The organism is Clostridium beijerinckii (genome assembly GCF_036699995.1).
GTDB classification, from domain to species: Bacteria; Bacillota; Clostridia; order Clostridiales; family Clostridiaceae; genus Clostridium; species Clostridium helianthi.
In genome coordinates this window covers 1,023,412-1,041,332 of sequence record NZ_CP144906.1, presented here as the reverse complement: position 1 = coordinate 1,041,332, position 17,921 = coordinate 1,023,412, and the positions used below count along the sequence as shown (strand labels likewise).

Here is a 17,921-nt window from a genome sequence, read left to right as displayed (position 1 = left end):
CTTCAACCTCTCTCTCCCTTTTTAAGTGCTTCAGATAATTTAGTAAGCTCTATTGCAATTTTTATAGATTCTTCAATTTTCCCCTCTTTTTCGAACCTATTTTGCTTTTTCTTTAAATCCTCAATTTGCAGCTTAAGTTTAAAGCTTCTTACCTCTTTTAAATAATCTTTTATTAGTCGATCTCTATCAGTAAAATCTAAAATCTCATGTTCCCTTATCTTGGTCAACTCTTTAGAACTTTCTATGTCGTCACATCTACTTTCTACATAGGATTCTATATTACCTATATCATTAGTATCCTCACTTTTGCCTTGTAATATTAATGAATAAATTTTATTATGTGATTCTATTACAAAATCTCCTGATTTTATGGAGCTTTTAATCTCATCATAAAATTCATCTTTGAACATTAATTTTAATAATGCTCTTTCGGCCTTTAAGTATGCGGGTTCTACATATAATTTTGTTCCAAAATATTCCTTTTTATTCACAAAATTGTCTTCTTTTTGTTTTTTTGTTATTACTTGTGAAAGTAAGTCATATAATGCCTGTTCTTTAATTGCTGTTTCTTCTGAAATTTTCTTTATATATACATCTTTTTCTATAGGATTTAGATCTGCTAGAATTTCTGCAAATTTTTCTCCATATTCTACTAGATCATTTCCACTATTTAGATTTATACCTTCAGCTGCTTTCTTAATTCTATATTCAATTAAAGGAAGAGCTTCATTTGCCAACTTCAGAAATGACTCCTTTCCATGATTCCTCACAAACTCATCTGGATCTTTTCCATCCGGTACTATTAATACTTTTACATCAAATCCAGCACCTCTTAAAATTTCTAGACCTCTTAAGGTAGCAGTCTGTCCAGCCAAATCAGCATCATAAGAAATTATTACCTTATTAACATACCTTTTAAGAAGCCTTGCTTGGTTTACTGTAAGTGCAGTTCCAAGTGATGCTACAACATTTGTTATACCAGATTGGTGAAGTGATATTAAATCCATATATCCTTCAACTATAATAATGTAATCCTCTTTTAGCTTATTCTTAATTGCAAAATTTAATCCATAAAGATTTATCCCTTTTTGAAAAATCATGGTCTCTGGTGAATTTAAATATTTTGGTTTTGAATCATCTAAAACCCTACCTCCAAATCCAATAACTTTTCCTCTTACATCAAACACGGGAAACATTACTCTATTTCTAAATTTATCATAAACATTCCCTGATTTCTCACTTTTTGAAATCAATCCAGCTTCAAGTAACAGATTATCTTTATATCCTTTTGTTCTTAAGTAGTTTGTTAATCCATGCCAGCTATCTTGAGAGTAGCCTAAACCAAATCTCTTTATGGTTTCCTCTTTTATCCCTCTCTTCAAAAAATACTCTTTTGCCATTTTAATTCTTTGTAAATTAGCAAAATAATATCTAGCTGTTTCAACATTTACTTTATATAAAACTTCTTTCTTTCTAGAAACTGCGCTATTTTCATTATCTTTTATCTGTAGCGGAATATTAGCTTTATCTGCTAGATACTTTGCAGCTTCTACAAAAGTGAGTTTTTTATATTTCATAACAAACGTAAGCACATTTCCTGCTTCTCCACATGAAAAACATTTGTATATCTGTTTTTCACTTGAAACACTAAATGATGGAGATTTATCATTATGGAATGGACATAATCCCATAAAATTTCTACCTGATTTTTTTAGCCTTACATCCTCTGAAATAATATCAACAATGTCATTTTGTTCTTTTATCCTTTCAAGAACTTCTTCTGATATTTGCAAGGAGACATCTCCTTCCTCTGCTTTTTTTGGCAATTATATATTATTCGACATAATAACGAGTTTTCCTTCTAAAATAATTAGAAAACTATTAATTTTTTTAATTTAAAGTTTCACCAGTTATAAAATAATATTTATTGAATAATACTATATATTAAAGTAATTCTTTTTATTAATTTAAAATCCTCTTTTTTTATTGCAAATCTTTATTCATTGAGAATATTATTAAATTCATTATAGTTTTAAACTTTCTAAGACATGAATCTCATATATAATTAATCTATTACAAACTTAGGGATAAATATTTTATTAAATAGTGATAGGCAATAATCATCACTCATTCCCGCCACATAATCAGCAACTCCTCGTTTTAAGCCTTCGTTTTTAGCTATGCTCATATAAATATCTGGCATCTCATGAGGATTTTCCTCAAAATGTTTAATTAATTGATTCAAAACAAATTTCGCCTTATTTCTTTCAACCTTTAATGTATCCCCTAAATATATATTTTTAAACATAAATTGTCTAAGTTCAGTCATTGCTTCACTTATTTCTGGACTTAATCCAATTTCCTTTATCCCATTGTTGAGATTATCATTTGATTTTTTTATAAAATCTTTAATTAAGACATTTAACCTTTCGTTTGAAGTATCTCCCAATACTCTAACAATTTCTCTTGGAATCTCTTCTTTGCTTAATAAACCTGCTCTTATAGAATCATCAATGTCATGATTCAAGTACGCCATTTTATCGCTAAATTTCACCACTATTCCTTCTAATGTAATTATATCTTTAACGCTTCCAAGCCCACTATGATTTAATATTCCATTAATTACTTCTTCAGTTAGATTAAGTCCCTGCCCGTTATTTTCAAGTTTAGTAACAACTCTAACGCTTTGTTCATTGTGACGGAATCCATCTTCTAAGTATTCATTTAGCACTTCTTCTCCATTGTGTGCAAAAGCAACATGCCCAAGATCATGCCCTAACGCTATAGCTTCAATTAAATTTTCATTTAATCCGATTCCGGCTCCAATATTTCTTGCAACTTGAGATACCTCTAATGTATGAGTTAATCTAGTTCTATAATGATCTCCAAATGTTTTTATATATACTTGTGTTTTATGCTTGAGGCGCCTGAATGATTTGCTTTGAATAATTCTATCTCTATCAAGCATATAACAAGTTCTAATATCATCATCTTCTTCTTTAATTTTTCTGCCAATAGAATTTTTTGAAAAAGCAGCTTCCTTAATTAATGTCAAGCTTTCAAAATTTTGAATTTTTTCTCTTACATTCATATATTATCACCTCTTTTTATGTATTCTATCTATATCATTATATTCCTCTATTTATTAACTATATTTATTATTTGCAAATAACTAAAAAATACTATCTTTATATTCATTAATTTTTATTTTTTATTATTTTTAGTCTAATACTAGAATTAAATTAATATTATTTAATAATTAGGAATTTTTTTAATCTAGAAATCTTACTAATATATATTTCTATATACTAATTAAAGTTTTAAAAATATATTGAGTTTACTTAAGGTATAACTTTCAATCAAAGTTTACCTTGTATCACAAAAATTCAATAAAAATCACCTTATAAAGGAGCGTATTTATGGGTACTGAAGTTTTATCTTTACAAGAATCTAATCTTTCCCCAGAAATTATAAAACAAAATGTTTTACCATACTATAATTTACAAAACTCTCAGATTTCAATAATCAAATTTAAAGATACTGATAAGCAAAGAGCAGTTTATAGGGTAAATTATAAAGAGAAAAATTACTGTCTAAAAAAAGTTTATTATAATTTAAATGACTTGCTATATGTATATTCAGCCATTGAGTGGCTATATAGAAATAATATTAGGGTCTCAAAACTTTTACCTACAATTGATAATAATAGATTTGTATCTTATCGAGATATGCTTTTTATCTTAACTCCTTGGATTGAGGGTGAGAAATGTAATTTCGATAATTTGGATCATGTTTTAATCTCTGTAAGAAAACTCTCTGAGATTCATTCAGTATCTCGTAAATTTAAACCTATTTTAGGAAGTTCAGCAAAAGAAGGATTTGAGGATTATTACATATCTACCTTAAAACATTTTGAAGATTTACTTAAAGCATCAAATGAATCGTTTAAATACAAAGATTCATTTTCAAGACAATTTATTTCAAGTTTTGATACAAATTTACGCCTTGCTAAACTCTCTCTAGACATATCAAATAAAATTGACAATAATGAATTAAGTAAATCTTTATGCCATGGTGACTATGTAAACAAAAATCTAATTTTTCCTCCTGATCTAGATCCTTGGGTGATAGATTTTGATAAGTGCAAAGTAGATTACAGTGCAAAAGATCTAGCATATTTTATGCGAAGATTACTTAAACGAGAAAACACAAAATGGAATGTTGAGTTAGCTCTATCTATATTAGATGTCTATAATGAATTGTGTCCTTTAACACACTCAGATTTACGTTACTTAATTTCTTATATTTGCTTTCCGCAAAAATACTGGAGGATATCAAGAGACTACTATAGGAATATTCACAAGTGCAATAAATCTGCTTTCTTAACTTTAATAATAAACGCGACATCAAAAACAAATCTTCAATATGATTTTGCGCTAGATATAATAAATCAAGTACAAAAAAAATTCAATATGACTTTACTTTAAAATTGTTTCTGTAAAACAATATATTTTATTAGGTAGAACTAATCTTCTCTTTTCTTCGAAATCTTATAAAAATTAACCGTATCTGAGCATCGAATATTTTAAAATAAGTTCATAATAATAACTTAATATCGTAAGCACATAAGGGCATTGTAATTTAAAATTACAATGCCATATATTTTTATAATATTATTCGATTTAAATCTCCCTTTACTAAAATTTACAGTTCCATTAGTTAAATACGAATATTTCGAATTAACTATTGTTCTTGAAATTGGTAAATATAATTGCAGTTAAGTATATATCCTATTTTTAAAATCGAGTTTTAATCATACTTAAGCACAACAATCCCTGAATAACCTTTAATATTTGCCTTGTTTAATTCAAGTTCCTCATATTCTTTTACTTGTAGTTCTGAAGCTGAAATGAATTTATCAACCTTACCAAAGACATACCCCACTATCCCTAATGCTTTTGTCCTGTAGTGCATAGGTATAACAATTGTTGGGTTCAACTGCTTCATTACTTGAACAGCATCTACTGCATTAAGTGTGGCTAAGCCACCAACAGGAAGAAGTAGTATGTCTACATTTCCTATTTTCTCTATCTGCTCTGAATTTAGAAGATGTCCAAGATCACCACAATGACAAATATTTATATCATCAATCTTAAAATTATATATAGTATTTTTCCCTCTCTTAGATCCAGAAGTTTTATCATGAAATGTTTGGGAACCTTTTATTTCTATTCCATGCTCTAAGAAATTGCCGGGTTCATTTATGTGTATAAAACTACTCTTGACTATATTTATGTTATTATGGTCACTATGATTATGACTTGTAGATACTATATCAGCTTCCATTTCAGGCAATTTGTAGCCAAGCATTTTCTTATATGGGTCTGTTAATACTTTTATTCCACTTTGAGATGTTATCATAAAACATGATTGACCAAACCATTTAATTTTCATTTTAATTCTCCAATCTTTTTAATATTGGGGTTTCTATTTTATTTCTATTTTAATGATGAAACTATTTCTTTTGTACTCCTAAGTTTTCCAATCCTAGGGAAGATATACTTACAAACATAATCATGCTCTTCTTTCGTTACAGCTGTCATTGCATCTTCTACAAAAATTTGATTATATCCATTTTGATAAGCCTCTCTTGCTGTGGTATCCACACCAATGTTAGTAGAAATCCCACCCAATATAATAGTATCAATCCCCCTACGTCTTAGCTGTAAGTCTAAATCAGTCCCATAGAATGCACCCCATTGCCTCTTAGTAACAATATGTGCATTCTTAGTACCTGCTATTTCAGGTACAAGGTTATCCCATCCTTCTGGATATTTCATCCCAGTAGCCTTTAAATCAGTTTTTGGTTTAACCATATCTTTACCGTCTATAGTAGATACTCTTACAAGAACTATAAATGCTCCTTTATCACTAAACGCCTTAACTAACTTGCTTGCATTTTGAAGAACCTCTTCACTTGTATGAGGTGAAAGCTCTCTACCTGCAATTCCATTTTGTAAGTCTATAAGTACAAGAGCACTTTTTTCTGCATTAATAAATTCATTTTCATTTAATTTTAGATTTTCCATATTTATATCTCCCTTTTCATTTTATTTTTTATAGAATTAAATTATTGATCAAATAAAAATTATTTAATACTTGTTATAAAAATTATTTATCTAACACTCTAACAATCTAATAATAATTATTCATTAGAATTGAGTTTTTTATAAACCTTAAAATAAACCCAAATCGCATTTATTAGTAACAATGCACTTGTGATAAAAAATACGTATTGAACTCCTAAAATTCCTGCAATCTGCCCGCCTAAAACCGAACCTCCAAATACCCCCAAATATCCTGCCGACATATTGAAACCAAATACCCTGCCAGTAAGAGAAGACGGCGTAATTTTTTTTAATATAATATTTACAGATGGATTGAGCCCTGCAGATGCTAGTCCTAATAGAAATCGAAGTCCCATTAACTGCCAAGTATTTTGTACAAAAGCTTGTGGTATAAAAATAATCACCGCACCTATAAGACATGCTAACATTACTTTATGAGCTCCTATCTTATCTGAAAGTTTTCCAAGCCTTGGAGCAGCAATTATATTTGCAAGACCAGAAGCTGAAAATGTAATTCCCGCTAGAAGGGCGATATGTGAACTATTATTAGATAACTGCTTAACATATATAGTTACAATTGGTTCTACAGAATATAATGCTATGGCTAGTATTAAAAATGTTATAAACATCGTGATAGTTAAGCTTTTTTCTGGAACAGTGCTCCAAACTTCCTTAATAGTAAGTACCTTTTTCTCTTCTCTAACAAAAGATTCTTTTACAAATATAAGCGTTGTAATAAATGAAATCAAAAGTAAAGCTCCTGTTATGAAAAATACACTTTGTAATCCTAATATCTCATCTATAAAACCACCAACTGTTGGGCCTAGTAAAGAACCTGCGATACTTGCTGTTGATAGTGTACCTAACGCATATCCTGCATGTTCCTTATCAGTTTGAGTTGCAATAAGTGCAGTGCAAGCTGTACTGTAACCAGTAATTACACCTTGAAGCAACCTTAAGCCTATAAGTATATACACATTTGGTGCAAACCCCATGCAACCTATAGTTATTGCCATGCCAAGGCTTGCTCTAAGTATCATTGGTTTTCTTCCATATTTATCAGCTGCACTTCCCCAAATTGGTGAAAAAATAGCAGAAATTATAAACGTGATCCCAAAGGCAATTCCTGAAATCTTTGTAATTGTTGCTGTATCTTGAACCCCAAGATGCTGTATGTAAAGTGGTAATACTGGGGCAATCTGACTCATTCCTATAGCAGCCACAAATATTCCAAACCAACATACTATTAAATTTTTCCTCCATATTTCCATAAATATACTCCCTTCTTTTATTTAAATTAATTTATAATAAAATCTCTTGATAATAATTATTAAACGGAGTTATCCAAAATAGAATGAAGCGCAATAGAAATGTTAATAAATAAAATAATAGTAAATTGTACATCATTTATTTTTCTTATTTTGTCATTCCTTATCATTAATTAATTATAAACTATAATTTATAGTTTGTAAACTACAGTTTGTATAATAAAAACTATGATATATAGCTTGAAAAATATATTTTGTAATGTTAAACTACTGTTATACAATAAGATTATAGAGGTGAGAAGTGAATGCAAAAAAGAAATTTAACTAGAGAAAAAATTATTCAGGTTTCTTTTTCTTTGGCAGATGAAATTGGTCTTAATCAACTTACCTTCCAAAAGATAGCTGAAAAATTGAATATAAAATCTCCTTCTTTATATAATCATTTTACTAATATGGATAGCCTTAAAATAGAAATGACAATATATCTTTTAAATGAATTGAATCAAAAATTAATGCAGATGTTAATTGGTAAGAGTGGTGATGATGCCATAAAAGAATATGCTAGGGTTTATAAAGAATTTGCTTTTGAAAATACAACCGCTTATAGACTTTTCATGAGTATTCCAAGTACTGAAAACTTAGAGTTATTTAATTTGGCAAAAGGAACTACTCGTATCATTCGTCAGCTTTTAGAATTTTACATTAAAGATGAAATTCTCTTGGTTCATAAGAGCCGAACCTTACGAAGTCTTCTACATGGTTTTGTGTCGTTATATTCATTTGGATATTTTCATAATAATGAAGTAACTTTAGATGAGAGCTTTGAATCTATGATAGATGACTTTATTTCATCACTTTCAAAAAAATAGAGTATTGTGACTTAAAATCATTAATGAAATTAAGTCACAATACTCTATCATTTTTATAACATCATAATCCGTATTTAACCACCTATTATATCAGGCTTTCAGGTTAAAATTATGCTATTGTTTAATTTATTAAAGTTATCTTGGATTTTTTACTTGCGCTTGTGCTGCTGCAAGTCTTGCTAGTGGAACTCTAAATGGTGAACATGATACATAGTTAAGTCCTATATTATGGCAGAATTCAATTGATGAAGGATCTCCACCATGCTCTCCACAAATTCCCAAATGGATATCTGAACGAGTAGATTTTCCTTTTTCTACTGCTATTTTAATTAGAGAACCAACTCCTGTTTGATCTAATTTACCAAATGGATCTTGTTCGTAAATCTTCTTTTCATAATAAGCAGATAAGAACTTAGCTGCATCATCTCTTGAGAATCCAAATGTCATTTGAGTTAAGTCATTTGTACCAAATGAGAAGAATTCTGCTTCTTTTGCTATTTCATCAGCTGTTAATGCTGCTCTTGGAATTTCAATCATAGTTCCAACCTTATAATCTAAAGTTACTCCTTTTTCTTCCATAACAGCTTTAACTGTTGATACAATTACATCTTTAACATATTTTAATTCTTTAATTTCTCCAACTAATGGAATCATTATTTCAGGTACAATATCGTAACCTTTAGTTGTTTTAACTTCTATTGCTGCCTCTATAATAGCTCTTGCTTGCATTTCAGCAATTTCAGGGTAAGAAACTGCAAGACGGCATCCTCTATGACCCATCATAGGATTAAACTCATGTAATTCTGAAACAGTAGATTTTAATTCTTCATAAGTTATTCCCATTTCTCTAGCTAATTCTTTTATATCTGCATCCACAGTTGGTAAGAATTCGTGTAGAGGTGGATCTAATAATCTTATTGTAACTGCTTTTCCTTCTAATGCTTCATAAATTCCTATGAAATCTGACTTTTGCATTGGCAATATCTTATCTAAAGCTACTTTTCTTTGTTCTAAATCTTTAGATGTAATCATTTGTCTTACAGCCATAATTCTATCTTCTGCAAAGAACATATGCTCTGTTCTGCAAAGACCTATGCCTTCTGCTCCAAACTCAACAGCTTGTTTTGCATCTCTTGGACTATCTGCATTAGCTCTAACTTTTAATTTTCTTATTTCATCAGCCCATCCCATGAATGTCGCAAAATGTCCTGAAATTTCTGGTGTAACTGTTTTTATTTTTTCTCCATATACATTTCCTGAAGTACCATCAATTGAAATGTAATCTTCAGATGTATAAACTTTTCCGTTAACTTCTACAGTTCTCTTTGCTTCATCAACTCTTATAGTTCCACATCCAGCTACACAACAAGTTCCCATTCCTCTTGCAACAACCGCAGCATGAGAAGTCATTCCCCCTCTTACTGTAAGGATACCTTGTGCTGCTATCATTCCCTCTATATCTTCTGGTGAAGTTTCAAGTCTTACAAGTACAACATCTTCTCCAAGTGCTGCTCTATCTTTAGCTTCATCAGCAGTAAATGCTATCTTACCACATGCAGCTCCAGGAGATGCAGGTAATCCTTTTGCAATTGGTGTAGCTTTCTTTAAATCTTCAGTATAAAAAGCAGGGTGTAATAATGTATCTAATTGTTTTGGTTCAACTTTTAAAATTGCTTCTTCCTTGCTTAGCATTCCTTCTTCTACTAAATCAACAGCAATTTTTAAAGCAGCTTGAGCTGTTCTCTTACCATTTCTAGTTTGTAAGAAGTATAGTTTACCTTCTTCTATAGTAAACTCCATGTCTTGCATATCTTTATAGTGATTTTCAAGTGTATTAACAATTCCTTCAAATTGTGCATATATTTCTGGATTTTGTTCTTTTAATTTTCCAATTTCAAGTGGAGTTCTAATACCAGCAACAACATCTTCACCTTGTGCATTCATTAGATATTCACCATATATAGCATTGTCACCATTTGCAGGGTTTCTTGAAAATGCAACTCCTGTTCCTGATGTTTCTCCCTTATTACCAAATACCATTTGCTGCACATTTACAGCTGTACCCCATTCTCCTGGGATGTCATTTAATCTTCTATATACTATAGCTCTTGGATTATCCCATGATCTAAATACTGCTGTAATTGCTTCTATTAATTGAGCTTTAGGATCACTTGGGAACTCCTCACCCTTTTCTTTTCTGTAAATTTCTTTGAATTCACTAACTAATTCCTTTAAGTCATCTGCTGTTAAATCTGTATCAAATTCAACACCTTTCTTCTCCTTAAGTTCATCAATTTTATTTTCAAATAATCTCTTTTCTATTCCCATAACAACATCAGAGAACATTTGAATGAATCTTCTGTAAGAATCATATGCAAATCTTGGATTATTGGTCAATTCTGCCATTGCTTCCACAGCTATATCATTTAATCCTAAGTTTAAGATAGTATCCATCATACCTGGCATTGAAACTCTTGCACCAGATCTTACTGAAACTAGTAAAGGATTTGTATTATCTCCAAATTTCTTACCTGTAGATTCTTCAAGCTTTGATAAACTTTCATAGATTTGACCTATTATTTCATCAGAAATCTTTCTACCATCTTCATAATATTTATTACAAGATTCTGTTGTAACAATAAAACCATCTGGCACTGGAATTCCTAGACTAGTCATTTCTGCTAAGTTAGCGCCTTTTCCTCCAAGTAGATTTTTCATTGAAGCATTTCCTTCACTAAAAAGATATACATACTTATTTGACATCTCAATACTCCCTCTTTTCTTATTATTTCTCACTATATTTACTATCGATGCCTATCTAAAGACTTCGTAGCTACCCTGTTAATTAATTCTCATTTTCTCCAATTTTAACAAATAATTTTGTTATGTTAGTCTTAGAAACCTTTCCGATTATCTTCATCTGATCTTTTCCATCAGACTTTTCTATTATTTCAACAACCGGAATACTATCAATCTCATGTTCAATAATTTTCTTAGCCAAATCATATGCATTGTCATTCTTATTTGCACAAATTATATTTGGCATTCTTGTCATAATTACTCCAACAGGAACCCTATGTATATCAGTCCCCCCTATTGAAATTTTGAGAAAGTCTTTTCTAGAGACTGCACCTGTAAGCACCCCATTATTTTCTATAAATAATGTCCCTACATCATTGAGAAATAGGTATACGATTGCATCATATACCATCGTATCTTCACTGACAGTTACAGGTTTTGACATTATTTCGGACACTTTAATTTTGTTAATATTTGAATAAATTAATCCATTAGAAGTCTTTCCTGTATATACATAACCTACCTTAGGTCTAGCATCCAAAGTTCCTATCATAGTCAGTACTGCTAAATCAGCCCTGAGCGCAGCTCTAGTAACTCCAATTTTTTCTGCAAGAGCTTCACTAGTTATAGGTGCATTTTCTTTTACTAAGCATACTATTTCTTCTTGCCTAGGTGATAATTTCAATCTTATCCCTCTTTCTGTAAATACAAGAAATATCTAGTTCAAATTCATTAATTTTTACTACTCTCTAATTATATCATGTAATTATTGTTTGACTAGACTTAATTTTCAGAAAAATCAAATAAATTCGCTAAATATTTCTTGTATATTAATTTTATATCACTTATATATCTATTTTTCTTTATATTACTCTCAATATCACTTAATTTTCTGAATTTTCTTTCTCTTCATCAAAATTAACTGTATAGGTATATACAGTATCTGAACCAGTATATACTTTTTGTTTTGAATCATCGCTATGTTTGCCTATATCATTCTTCATTTCATTAACCTTAGTCTTAATTTTATCAGCAAAATCAGCGGCCTTATTTTTAACATTACTTGCAACTTCTGAAACATAGGTGTTTACAACTTCCACTGATCCATCTTCCATAGTTATCTCTATTGTAATTTGAGTTGCTATTGCTGCTATAACTCCTGCTGCAAGTATTGGTGGAATTATGATAGCTACGACTCCTGCTGCAATTCCTGCATTAACTGGGATATCTACAAGTTCCTTATCATCTTTCTTAACCTTTATTCTAGTAACATTTCCTTTTTCTATTATTTGTTTAATCAAAGCCTTTAGTTCTTCTATAGAGATAGGCGCCTTATTTACTTCCTCAGTAACAAATTCATCATTAATATCTGATAACTTTTGAGACTTTTCAATGTATATTAAGGCCTCTAATACGTCTCCTTCGCATACTTCTAAAGCTTCCTTTGCCTTTTCATAGCTTACTCCTGTTCTTTCACGTATCATATCAACTTTTTCTAATGTTATATTTTCCATAAATCATCACTCCTTAATAAATTTTAACATCTCCAAACTTTTAGGCTTTTTAGCATAGCTATTAGATACTAAAAAAGTAATTACTTTTTCAATCTCACTTTTTATTTCATGATTTAAATTTAGTCTATATAATTTATCTATATCCATATTCATCAAAAACCTCAAAGCATTATATGCACCTTTTGAAATAAATACTCCATGTTCTTTGGGACATTCATCACATATACCTCCATAGTGGGATAAACTTATATAATTAGATGAAGATATCTTTTTTCTACATACGCTACAATTATTCAATGTTAGATTATATCCAGTTGTTTTCAGCAATTTTAATTCAAATGCTCTTATTAGTAGTTCATAATCTAAGGCATCTGTATTCAGTAAGTATAATGTTGTAATCAATGTCTTAAAAAGTTCCATATCAATTTCATTATCAGCACAAGCAATATCTATTAATTCGCATAAGTATGAGGAATATGTAAGTTTATGTAAATTATTTAAAAGTCCTTGAAAAGATTGAATTATTTTTCCTTCTTGAAGAGTGTACAAGCTCTTACCTTTATATACCATATATTCTCCATAACATAATGGCAATGTCAATGCTAAGAACTTACTTTTACTTTTTTTAGCACCTCTAACTATAGCTGTAATTTTACCTAACTTCTCAGTATAAAACCAAACTAGTTTGTCATTTTCTTTAAAATCTTGTGTTTTTATAATTACAGCTTTTGTTTCAACTATTGACAGGTTAACCATCTCCCACTTAGAATATATAAAAAAATAATATGTTAGGCTAATTATCTATTTCTAATTAATACTTTATTTCTTTGAATTCGCTTTATATCCTAATTCTTTTAATAAAAGTTGATTATCTCTCCATTCTTTTCTAACTTTTACCCATATTTTTAGGTTAACCTTGGATCTTAAAAATCTTTCTAATTCATATCTTGAATTTTCGCCTATTCTTTTAAGTGTTTGACCATTCTTTCCAATTATTATTCCTTTATGTGAATCTTTTTCACAGATTAAATCTACTTCTATATGATATGTTCCTATTTCATTTTGTTTCATTTGAATTATATCTACTGCTATACCATGAGGCACTTCATCTCTCAAGGTTCTTAAAGCCTTTTCTCTAATTATTTCTGATACTACAAACTTTTCTTGAACATCTGTTATCATGTCATCTGGATAATATTTAGGTCCCTCTGGCATTGCCTTCTTCATAAGTTCTACTAATACATCAACGTTTTTCCCTTTTATTGCAGAAATAGGTATTATCTCTGCAAATTTAAATTCTTTTGCATACATTTCTAAACTTTTTGCCACTCTATCTTGCGTGCTTTCATCAACTTTATTTAAAACTAAAAATACAGGACACTTTTTATCCCTTAAGGTTTCTAATATAAATTTATCGCCCTTTCCAATCTCCTCATCTGGATTTGTTAAGAATAATACTAAATCAACATCTTTAGTAGATTCTTTTGCTGAATTTACCATGTATTCTCCTAACTTATGTTTAGGTTTATGTATACCTGGTGTATCAACAAATATCATTTGATAATCATCACCTGTCAATATTGTTTGTATATTATTTCTTGTTGTCTGAGGTTTATTAGAAACTATTGATAACTTTTCCCCCATTATATAATTTAATAAAGTCGATTTTCCTACATTAGGTCTTCCAACTATTGTAACAAATCCTGATTTAAACATTTTTTCCTCCTCAAAATAAGCTTAAAAAAGCTTAACTAACGTTATCCTATTTTACAAATAGTATACTCTATTTATAAGTAAATTGACAATCTACTATTATTAATTTGATCATATAATAATTTAATAACTACTCCCAATTGTTTCCTTATGGATTAAATCATAAATTCTTATAATTTAAGAAATAGGAGACAATATAAGTTTTATTTCATCTTATATCTTCTCCTATAAATATTATTTTTATTATTCTATATTTAATTAAAGCCTAAATAATGTAAAGATAAACAAAGTTAATAATATACCAAATATAGCTCCAACTATTACCTCTAAAATGCTATGAACTTCTGAATCTACTCTACTTTGTGCAGTTATAAATGCCAATAGGAAACTCAATAGAATACAAATTGGTTCCTCCGTTATTAGCGATATTGCTGTTGCTATTGAAAATCCCAAAGCACTGTGCCCACTTGGCATTCCCCCTTTTAACGGGGTCCCTTCTCCAAATATTGCTTTTGCTATTATAGTTACTATACACACTATTACTAGAACAATCAATATTGTATATGGCTCTGAATTCTTTACCTTATTAATCAAAGAAAATGAAAATCTACTGAGCCTATCCCAAAATATAATATAGCCAACTAGTAATGCATTTATGGCTGTTATTAATACTCCACCTGCCGCCGCATTCTTGGCAATCTTAGCCAAAGGATGATAATAATTAGTTGTCATATCTATAGTAGCTTCTATGGCTGTATTTATAAGTTCAGCAGCTATTACCATAGTTATTGTAACAGCTAATATCAGAAACTCATATTTTGTTATGTCAAAGAAAAAGCTTGCAATCAGTACTACTAAAGCCACAATTAAATGTATTTTCATATTTCGTTCAGTTCTTACAGTATCGATAATCCCAGTTATGGCATTATTGAAGCTTTCCAGTGTTTTTTTCATTTTCATTATTTACCCCTACTTCTATTTACATAATAAAAAATATTACCCTCTAATTATGTTAAGTTTATTTAAAATATCTTCTTCTCTACTTCTCATAATTGTTTTATCATCATCCTCCATATGGTCATACCCCAATAGATGCAATACTGAATGCACAACTAAATATGAAGCCTCCCTTTCATACGAATGATTAAATTCTTTACTCTGTTCTAATGCTTTTTCTAGTGAAAGAACTATATCTCCAAGTACAAGTTCATCACCATCAAAATCACATTGAGAAAACTTATAATCTTTATAAATATCCTTAAACACTTTCTTATTTTCGTATTCTAACATAGGAAAAGATAATACATCTGTTTCTCTATTTATTCCTCTTGTCTCATTATTTATTTCCTTTATCTCATTATTATCAACGAACAATAATGAAATTTCACATTTCATATTTACTTCCTCTTCTTTTAATGCAAATTCTATTACTTCCGTTAGTCTTTCTATTAATTCTTCACTTGCTTCTACTTTATTTTGTCTATTATCCACATAAATCATTATTTAAACTACTCCTTAGTTTTAAATTCACCTTTATTGTTTTCACCATTGAAATCCTTCATTTTTTCTTTAGGGTATTCTATTCTTTGATGGTATATGCTATTTAACGAAGTCAAAAAACATACTCTTATTTTTTCTATATCTTTTAATGTTAAATCACAATCGTTTAATTGTCCTGATGATAATTTATCATCTATAATGCAATTAACCATTTGGTTAATTGCATCTTTAGTAGGTTTCTTAATTGATCTTACAGCCGCTTCAACACTATCAGATAGCATTACTATTCCAGCTTCTTTTGAGCTTGGTATTGGGCCTTCATACCTATAATCTTCTTCTTTTATTTCATCTGGATTTTCAGCACTATTTTTCATAGTATAGTAAAAATACTTTACTAATGTTTTACCATGATGCTCTAATATGATATCTTGGATAACCTTAGGAAGCTTATATTTTTTAGCTAACTCTAGACCATCTTTAACATGAGATTTTATTATCATAGCACTCAAATTTGGAGGTATATTCTCATGTGGATTATCTATCCCCATTTGGTTCTCTCCAAAGAAATATGGCCTCTCTGTTTTTCCAATATCATGATAATATGATCCTATCCTTGTAATTACTGAATTAGCTCCGACTTCTTCTGCTGCCATTTCTGAGAGATTTGCAACAAGCATGCTATGATGATATGTTCCTGGAGCTTCCATTAATAATTTTTTTAACAGTGGTGTATTGGGATTTGATAATTCTAGCAGCTTTAGTGTAGTAACCTCATTAAATGTACCTTCTAGAAATGGTAATATTCCTAATGCAAATATTCCTGACAAAAGGCCTCCAATGAATGTGATCCCACCTTTTACTAATACATCTCCGAAATTGCTCGATATTAATATTCCCGTAGACAATGTAAGTATTACGGTAACAACAGCAGTGTACAATGTTGAATATAGCAATTCATTTCTTTGTTGCATCTTTTTCAAGAATGCTGCACCTAATACCGAACTTACTATTCCTAAAATAATAATCTGAACATCAAAACCATTTAAAGCACCTATAACTATTGCATTTAAAGCGCTAAGTACAAATGATATCTTATAATTTAGCAATAACGTAAGCATCATAGGGGCGCAAGCGAACGGAATTAGAAATGGCGATATAACCCCTACAGTTCTAGCTAATACAAGTGAAATCAAATTGATTGTACTTATAAGAATAAGCTTATTATTGTTCTTATATATTTCACCATAATTTATTCTCACATATCCATATTGAAGAAACAATATTATCATCCAAAATATTGCAAGAGCTAAATAAATATATACATAAGCTGTTACATTCTCATCGTTAAGCATTCCAAGGTCTGATAAAATATCAATTTGATCTTGTGTTACAGGTTCTCCTTCTTTAACTATAATCTGATTTTGTTTTATTATTACTTTAGATACATTCTTCTTGACTTCTTGTATCTTTTCTTGTGTTTTTTCTTCATCAAAAAAAACATTCGGGTTTATTTGTGTTTGAGCTATTTGCTTTAAAGCACTCGATACATCTTTATCTAAGTTTAAATTATCTATTTGAGTTGAAACAACTCCTTTTGCTTCTTTTAACGCACCTTCATCTTTTTCTTGTATATTTTTTTCATATGCGCCGTCAATTATATTTACTATTTTGTCTTCTATGCCAGGCAAAGTGTCTTTTGATATTCCTATCAACGCCTTACATTGTTCATCTGTTAATTGAAATATAGTTAATTTCTTAAGCTCAGTTTGCTTATCAGCTACGGTAGAGCTCGCCATATTGCTTAATGATGCAAGTTTATCGAACAATGCCCTTACATTATCCTCAGCTTCCTTCTTAACTTCTGGCTTTGATGTATACTGTTTTCCTACCTTTTCGGCCGCTTGATCTTCTTTTTCCTTTGTAGCTTTTTCATCCACTATATCTCTTGGAGCTTTTATATCTACTCTTGGTATATCTCCCTCTTTTAAGCTATATTGCTTAGGAGTTATTGCGGTAACAAGCAATAAATAGCCTATACTAAATACAAGTATAAATAATACAATTCTTTGAATTCTATTATTTTTCCATTTATTATTTTGTTTTATATCCATGTAATTCACCTTTTCATCT

15 protein-coding genes are annotated in these 17,921 nt (G+C 29.8%); 2 read left to right on the top strand and 13 right to left on the bottom strand.

Annotated features, from left to right (window positions below):
* Positions 1–2: 2 nt before the first annotated feature.
* Positions 3–1,793, bottom strand: a complete 1,791-nt coding sequence (gene dnaG, locus PZA12_RS04950; RefSeq protein ID WP_078116550.1) for a DNA primase — start codon at positions 1,791–1,793, stop codon at positions 3–5.
* Between the two features lie 272 nt (positions 1,794–2,065).
* Complete coding sequence (locus PZA12_RS04945; RefSeq protein ID WP_103698496.1) at positions 2,066–3,091, bottom strand: deoxyguanosinetriphosphate triphosphohydrolase; 1,026 nt, start codon at positions 3,089–3,091, stop codon at positions 2,066–2,068.
* A gap of 328 nt (positions 3,092–3,419) precedes the next feature.
* Between PZA12_RS04945 and PZA12_RS04940 the strand changes: the two genes are divergently transcribed.
* The gene (locus PZA12_RS04940; protein WP_103698497.1) at positions 3,420–4,487 is read left to right on the top strand and encodes a CotS family spore coat protein; all 1,068 of its coding nucleotides are present in this window, start codon (positions 3,420–3,422) and stop codon (positions 4,485–4,487) included.
* 322 nt (positions 4,488–4,809) lie between these two features.
* Here the strand turns inward: PZA12_RS04940 and PZA12_RS04935 are convergent, their stop codons facing one another.
* The 3 genes from PZA12_RS04935 to PZA12_RS04925 form a co-directional block, all read right to left on the bottom strand.
* A complete protein-coding gene (locus PZA12_RS04935) occupies positions 4,810–5,454 on the bottom strand; it encodes an MBL fold metallo-hydrolase (protein WP_103698498.1) in 645 nt (214 codons plus the stop codon).
* 44 nt (positions 5,455–5,498) lie between these two features.
* Positions 5,499–6,089: an isochorismatase family protein gene (locus PZA12_RS04930; RefSeq protein WP_103698499.1), complete on the bottom strand. Its 591-nt coding sequence runs from the start codon at positions 6,087–6,089 to the stop codon at positions 5,499–5,501.
* A gap of 116 nt (positions 6,090–6,205) precedes the next feature.
* Positions 6,206–7,399 carry a multidrug efflux MFS transporter gene (locus PZA12_RS04925; RefSeq protein ID WP_103698500.1) on the bottom strand — a complete coding sequence of 398 codons (1,194 nt, stop codon included), beginning with the start codon at positions 7,397–7,399 and terminating at the stop codon, positions 6,206–6,208.
* Between the two features lie 302 nt (positions 7,400–7,701).
* On the opposite strand from PZA12_RS04925, the gene PZA12_RS04920 reads away from it, so the two are divergent.
* On the top strand, positions 7,702–8,265 hold the full coding sequence (locus tag PZA12_RS04920) for a TetR/AcrR family transcriptional regulator (RefSeq protein ID WP_103698501.1): 564 nt from the start codon (positions 7,702–7,704) through the stop codon (positions 8,263–8,265).
* A gap of 135 nt (positions 8,266–8,400) precedes the next feature.
* On the opposite strand, the gene ppdK is transcribed toward PZA12_RS04920, so the two are convergent.
* The 8 genes from ppdK to PZA12_RS04880 all read right to left on the bottom strand — a co-directional run bounded on the left by ppdK (position 8,401) and on the right by PZA12_RS04880 (position 17,902).
* A complete protein-coding gene (gene ppdK / locus PZA12_RS04915) occupies positions 8,401–11,028 on the bottom strand; it encodes a pyruvate, phosphate dikinase (RefSeq protein WP_103698502.1) in 2,628 nt (875 codons plus the stop codon).
* 82 nt (positions 11,029–11,110) lie between these two features.
* Positions 11,111–11,749, bottom strand: coding sequence for a helix-turn-helix transcriptional regulator (locus PZA12_RS04910; RefSeq protein ID WP_011968191.1), 639 nt, complete (start codon positions 11,747–11,749; stop codon positions 11,111–11,113).
* Between the two features lie 199 nt (positions 11,750–11,948).
* Positions 11,949–12,578, bottom strand: coding sequence for a DUF4342 domain-containing protein (locus PZA12_RS04905; RefSeq protein WP_103698503.1), 630 nt, complete (start codon positions 12,576–12,578; stop codon positions 11,949–11,951).
* 6 nt (positions 12,579–12,584) lie between these two features.
* A complete protein-coding gene (gene recO, locus PZA12_RS04900; protein ID WP_103698504.1) occupies positions 12,585–13,334 on the bottom strand; it encodes a DNA repair protein RecO in 750 nt (249 codons plus the stop codon).
* A 63-nt stretch (positions 13,335–13,397) separates the two neighbouring features.
* Positions 13,398–14,294: a GTPase Era gene (era, locus tag PZA12_RS04895; RefSeq protein ID WP_077838093.1), complete on the bottom strand. Its 897-nt coding sequence runs from the start codon at positions 14,292–14,294 to the stop codon at positions 13,398–13,400.
* Positions 14,295–14,549: 255 nt separating this feature from the next.
* Positions 14,550–15,251 carry a diacylglycerol kinase gene (locus PZA12_RS04890; RefSeq protein WP_078116558.1) on the bottom strand — a complete coding sequence of 234 codons (702 nt, stop codon included), beginning with the start codon at positions 15,249–15,251 and terminating at the stop codon, positions 14,550–14,552.
* A 36-nt stretch (positions 15,252–15,287) separates the two neighbouring features.
* Positions 15,288–15,791, bottom strand: a complete 504-nt coding sequence (gene ybeY / locus PZA12_RS04885) for an rRNA maturation RNase YbeY (protein ID WP_077838091.1) — start codon at positions 15,789–15,791, stop codon at positions 15,288–15,290.
* An 8-nt stretch (positions 15,792–15,799) separates the two neighbouring features.
* Positions 15,800–17,902, bottom strand: a complete 2,103-nt coding sequence (locus PZA12_RS04880) for an HD family phosphohydrolase (protein WP_103698505.1) — start codon at positions 17,900–17,902, stop codon at positions 15,800–15,802.
* Positions 17,903–17,921: the final 19 nt, after the last annotated feature.

Bases quoted from the DNA above. Each gene is read 5' to 3' on its own strand.
- ppdK (WP_103698502.1), bottom strand. From the start codon at position 11,028: ATGTCAAATAAGTATGTATATCTTTTTAGTGAAGGAAATGCTTCAATG.
- PZA12_RS04920 (WP_103698501.1), top strand. From the start codon at position 7,702: ATGCAAAAAAGAAATTTAACTAGAGAAAAAATTATTCAGGTTTCTTTT.
- PZA12_RS04945 (WP_103698496.1), bottom strand. From the start codon at position 3,091: ATGAATGTAAGAGAAAAAATTCAAAATTTTGAAAGCTTGACATTAATT.
- PZA12_RS04905 (WP_103698503.1), bottom strand. From the start codon at position 12,578: ATGGAAAATATAACATTAGAAAAAGTTGATATGATACGTGAAAGAACA.
- PZA12_RS04925 (WP_103698500.1), bottom strand. From the start codon at position 7,399: ATGGAAATATGGAGGAAAAATTTAATAGTATGTTGGTTTGGAATATTT.
- era (WP_077838093.1), bottom strand. From the start codon at position 14,294: ATGTTTAAATCAGGATTTGTTACAATAGTTGGAAGACCTAATGTAGGA.
- ybeY (WP_077838091.1), bottom strand. From the start codon at position 15,791: ATGATTTATGTGGATAATAGACAAAATAAAGTAGAAGCAAGTGAAGAA.
- PZA12_RS04890 (WP_078116558.1), bottom strand. From the start codon at position 15,251: ATGAAAATGAAAAAAACACTGGAAAGCTTCAATAATGCCATAACTGGG.
- PZA12_RS04880 (WP_103698505.1), bottom strand. From the start codon at position 17,902: ATGGATATAAAACAAAATAATAAATGGAAAAATAATAGAATTCAAAGA.
- PZA12_RS04940 (WP_103698497.1), top strand. From the start codon at position 3,420: ATGGGTACTGAAGTTTTATCTTTACAAGAATCTAATCTTTCCCCAGAA.
- PZA12_RS04930 (WP_103698499.1), bottom strand. From the start codon at position 6,089: ATGGAAAATCTAAAATTAAATGAAAATGAATTTATTAATGCAGAAAAA.
- recO (WP_103698504.1), bottom strand. From the start codon at position 13,334: ATGGTTAACCTGTCAATAGTTGAAACAAAAGCTGTAATTATAAAAACA.
- PZA12_RS04935 (WP_103698498.1), bottom strand. From the start codon at position 5,454: ATGAAAATTAAATGGTTTGGTCAATCATGTTTTATGATAACATCTCAA.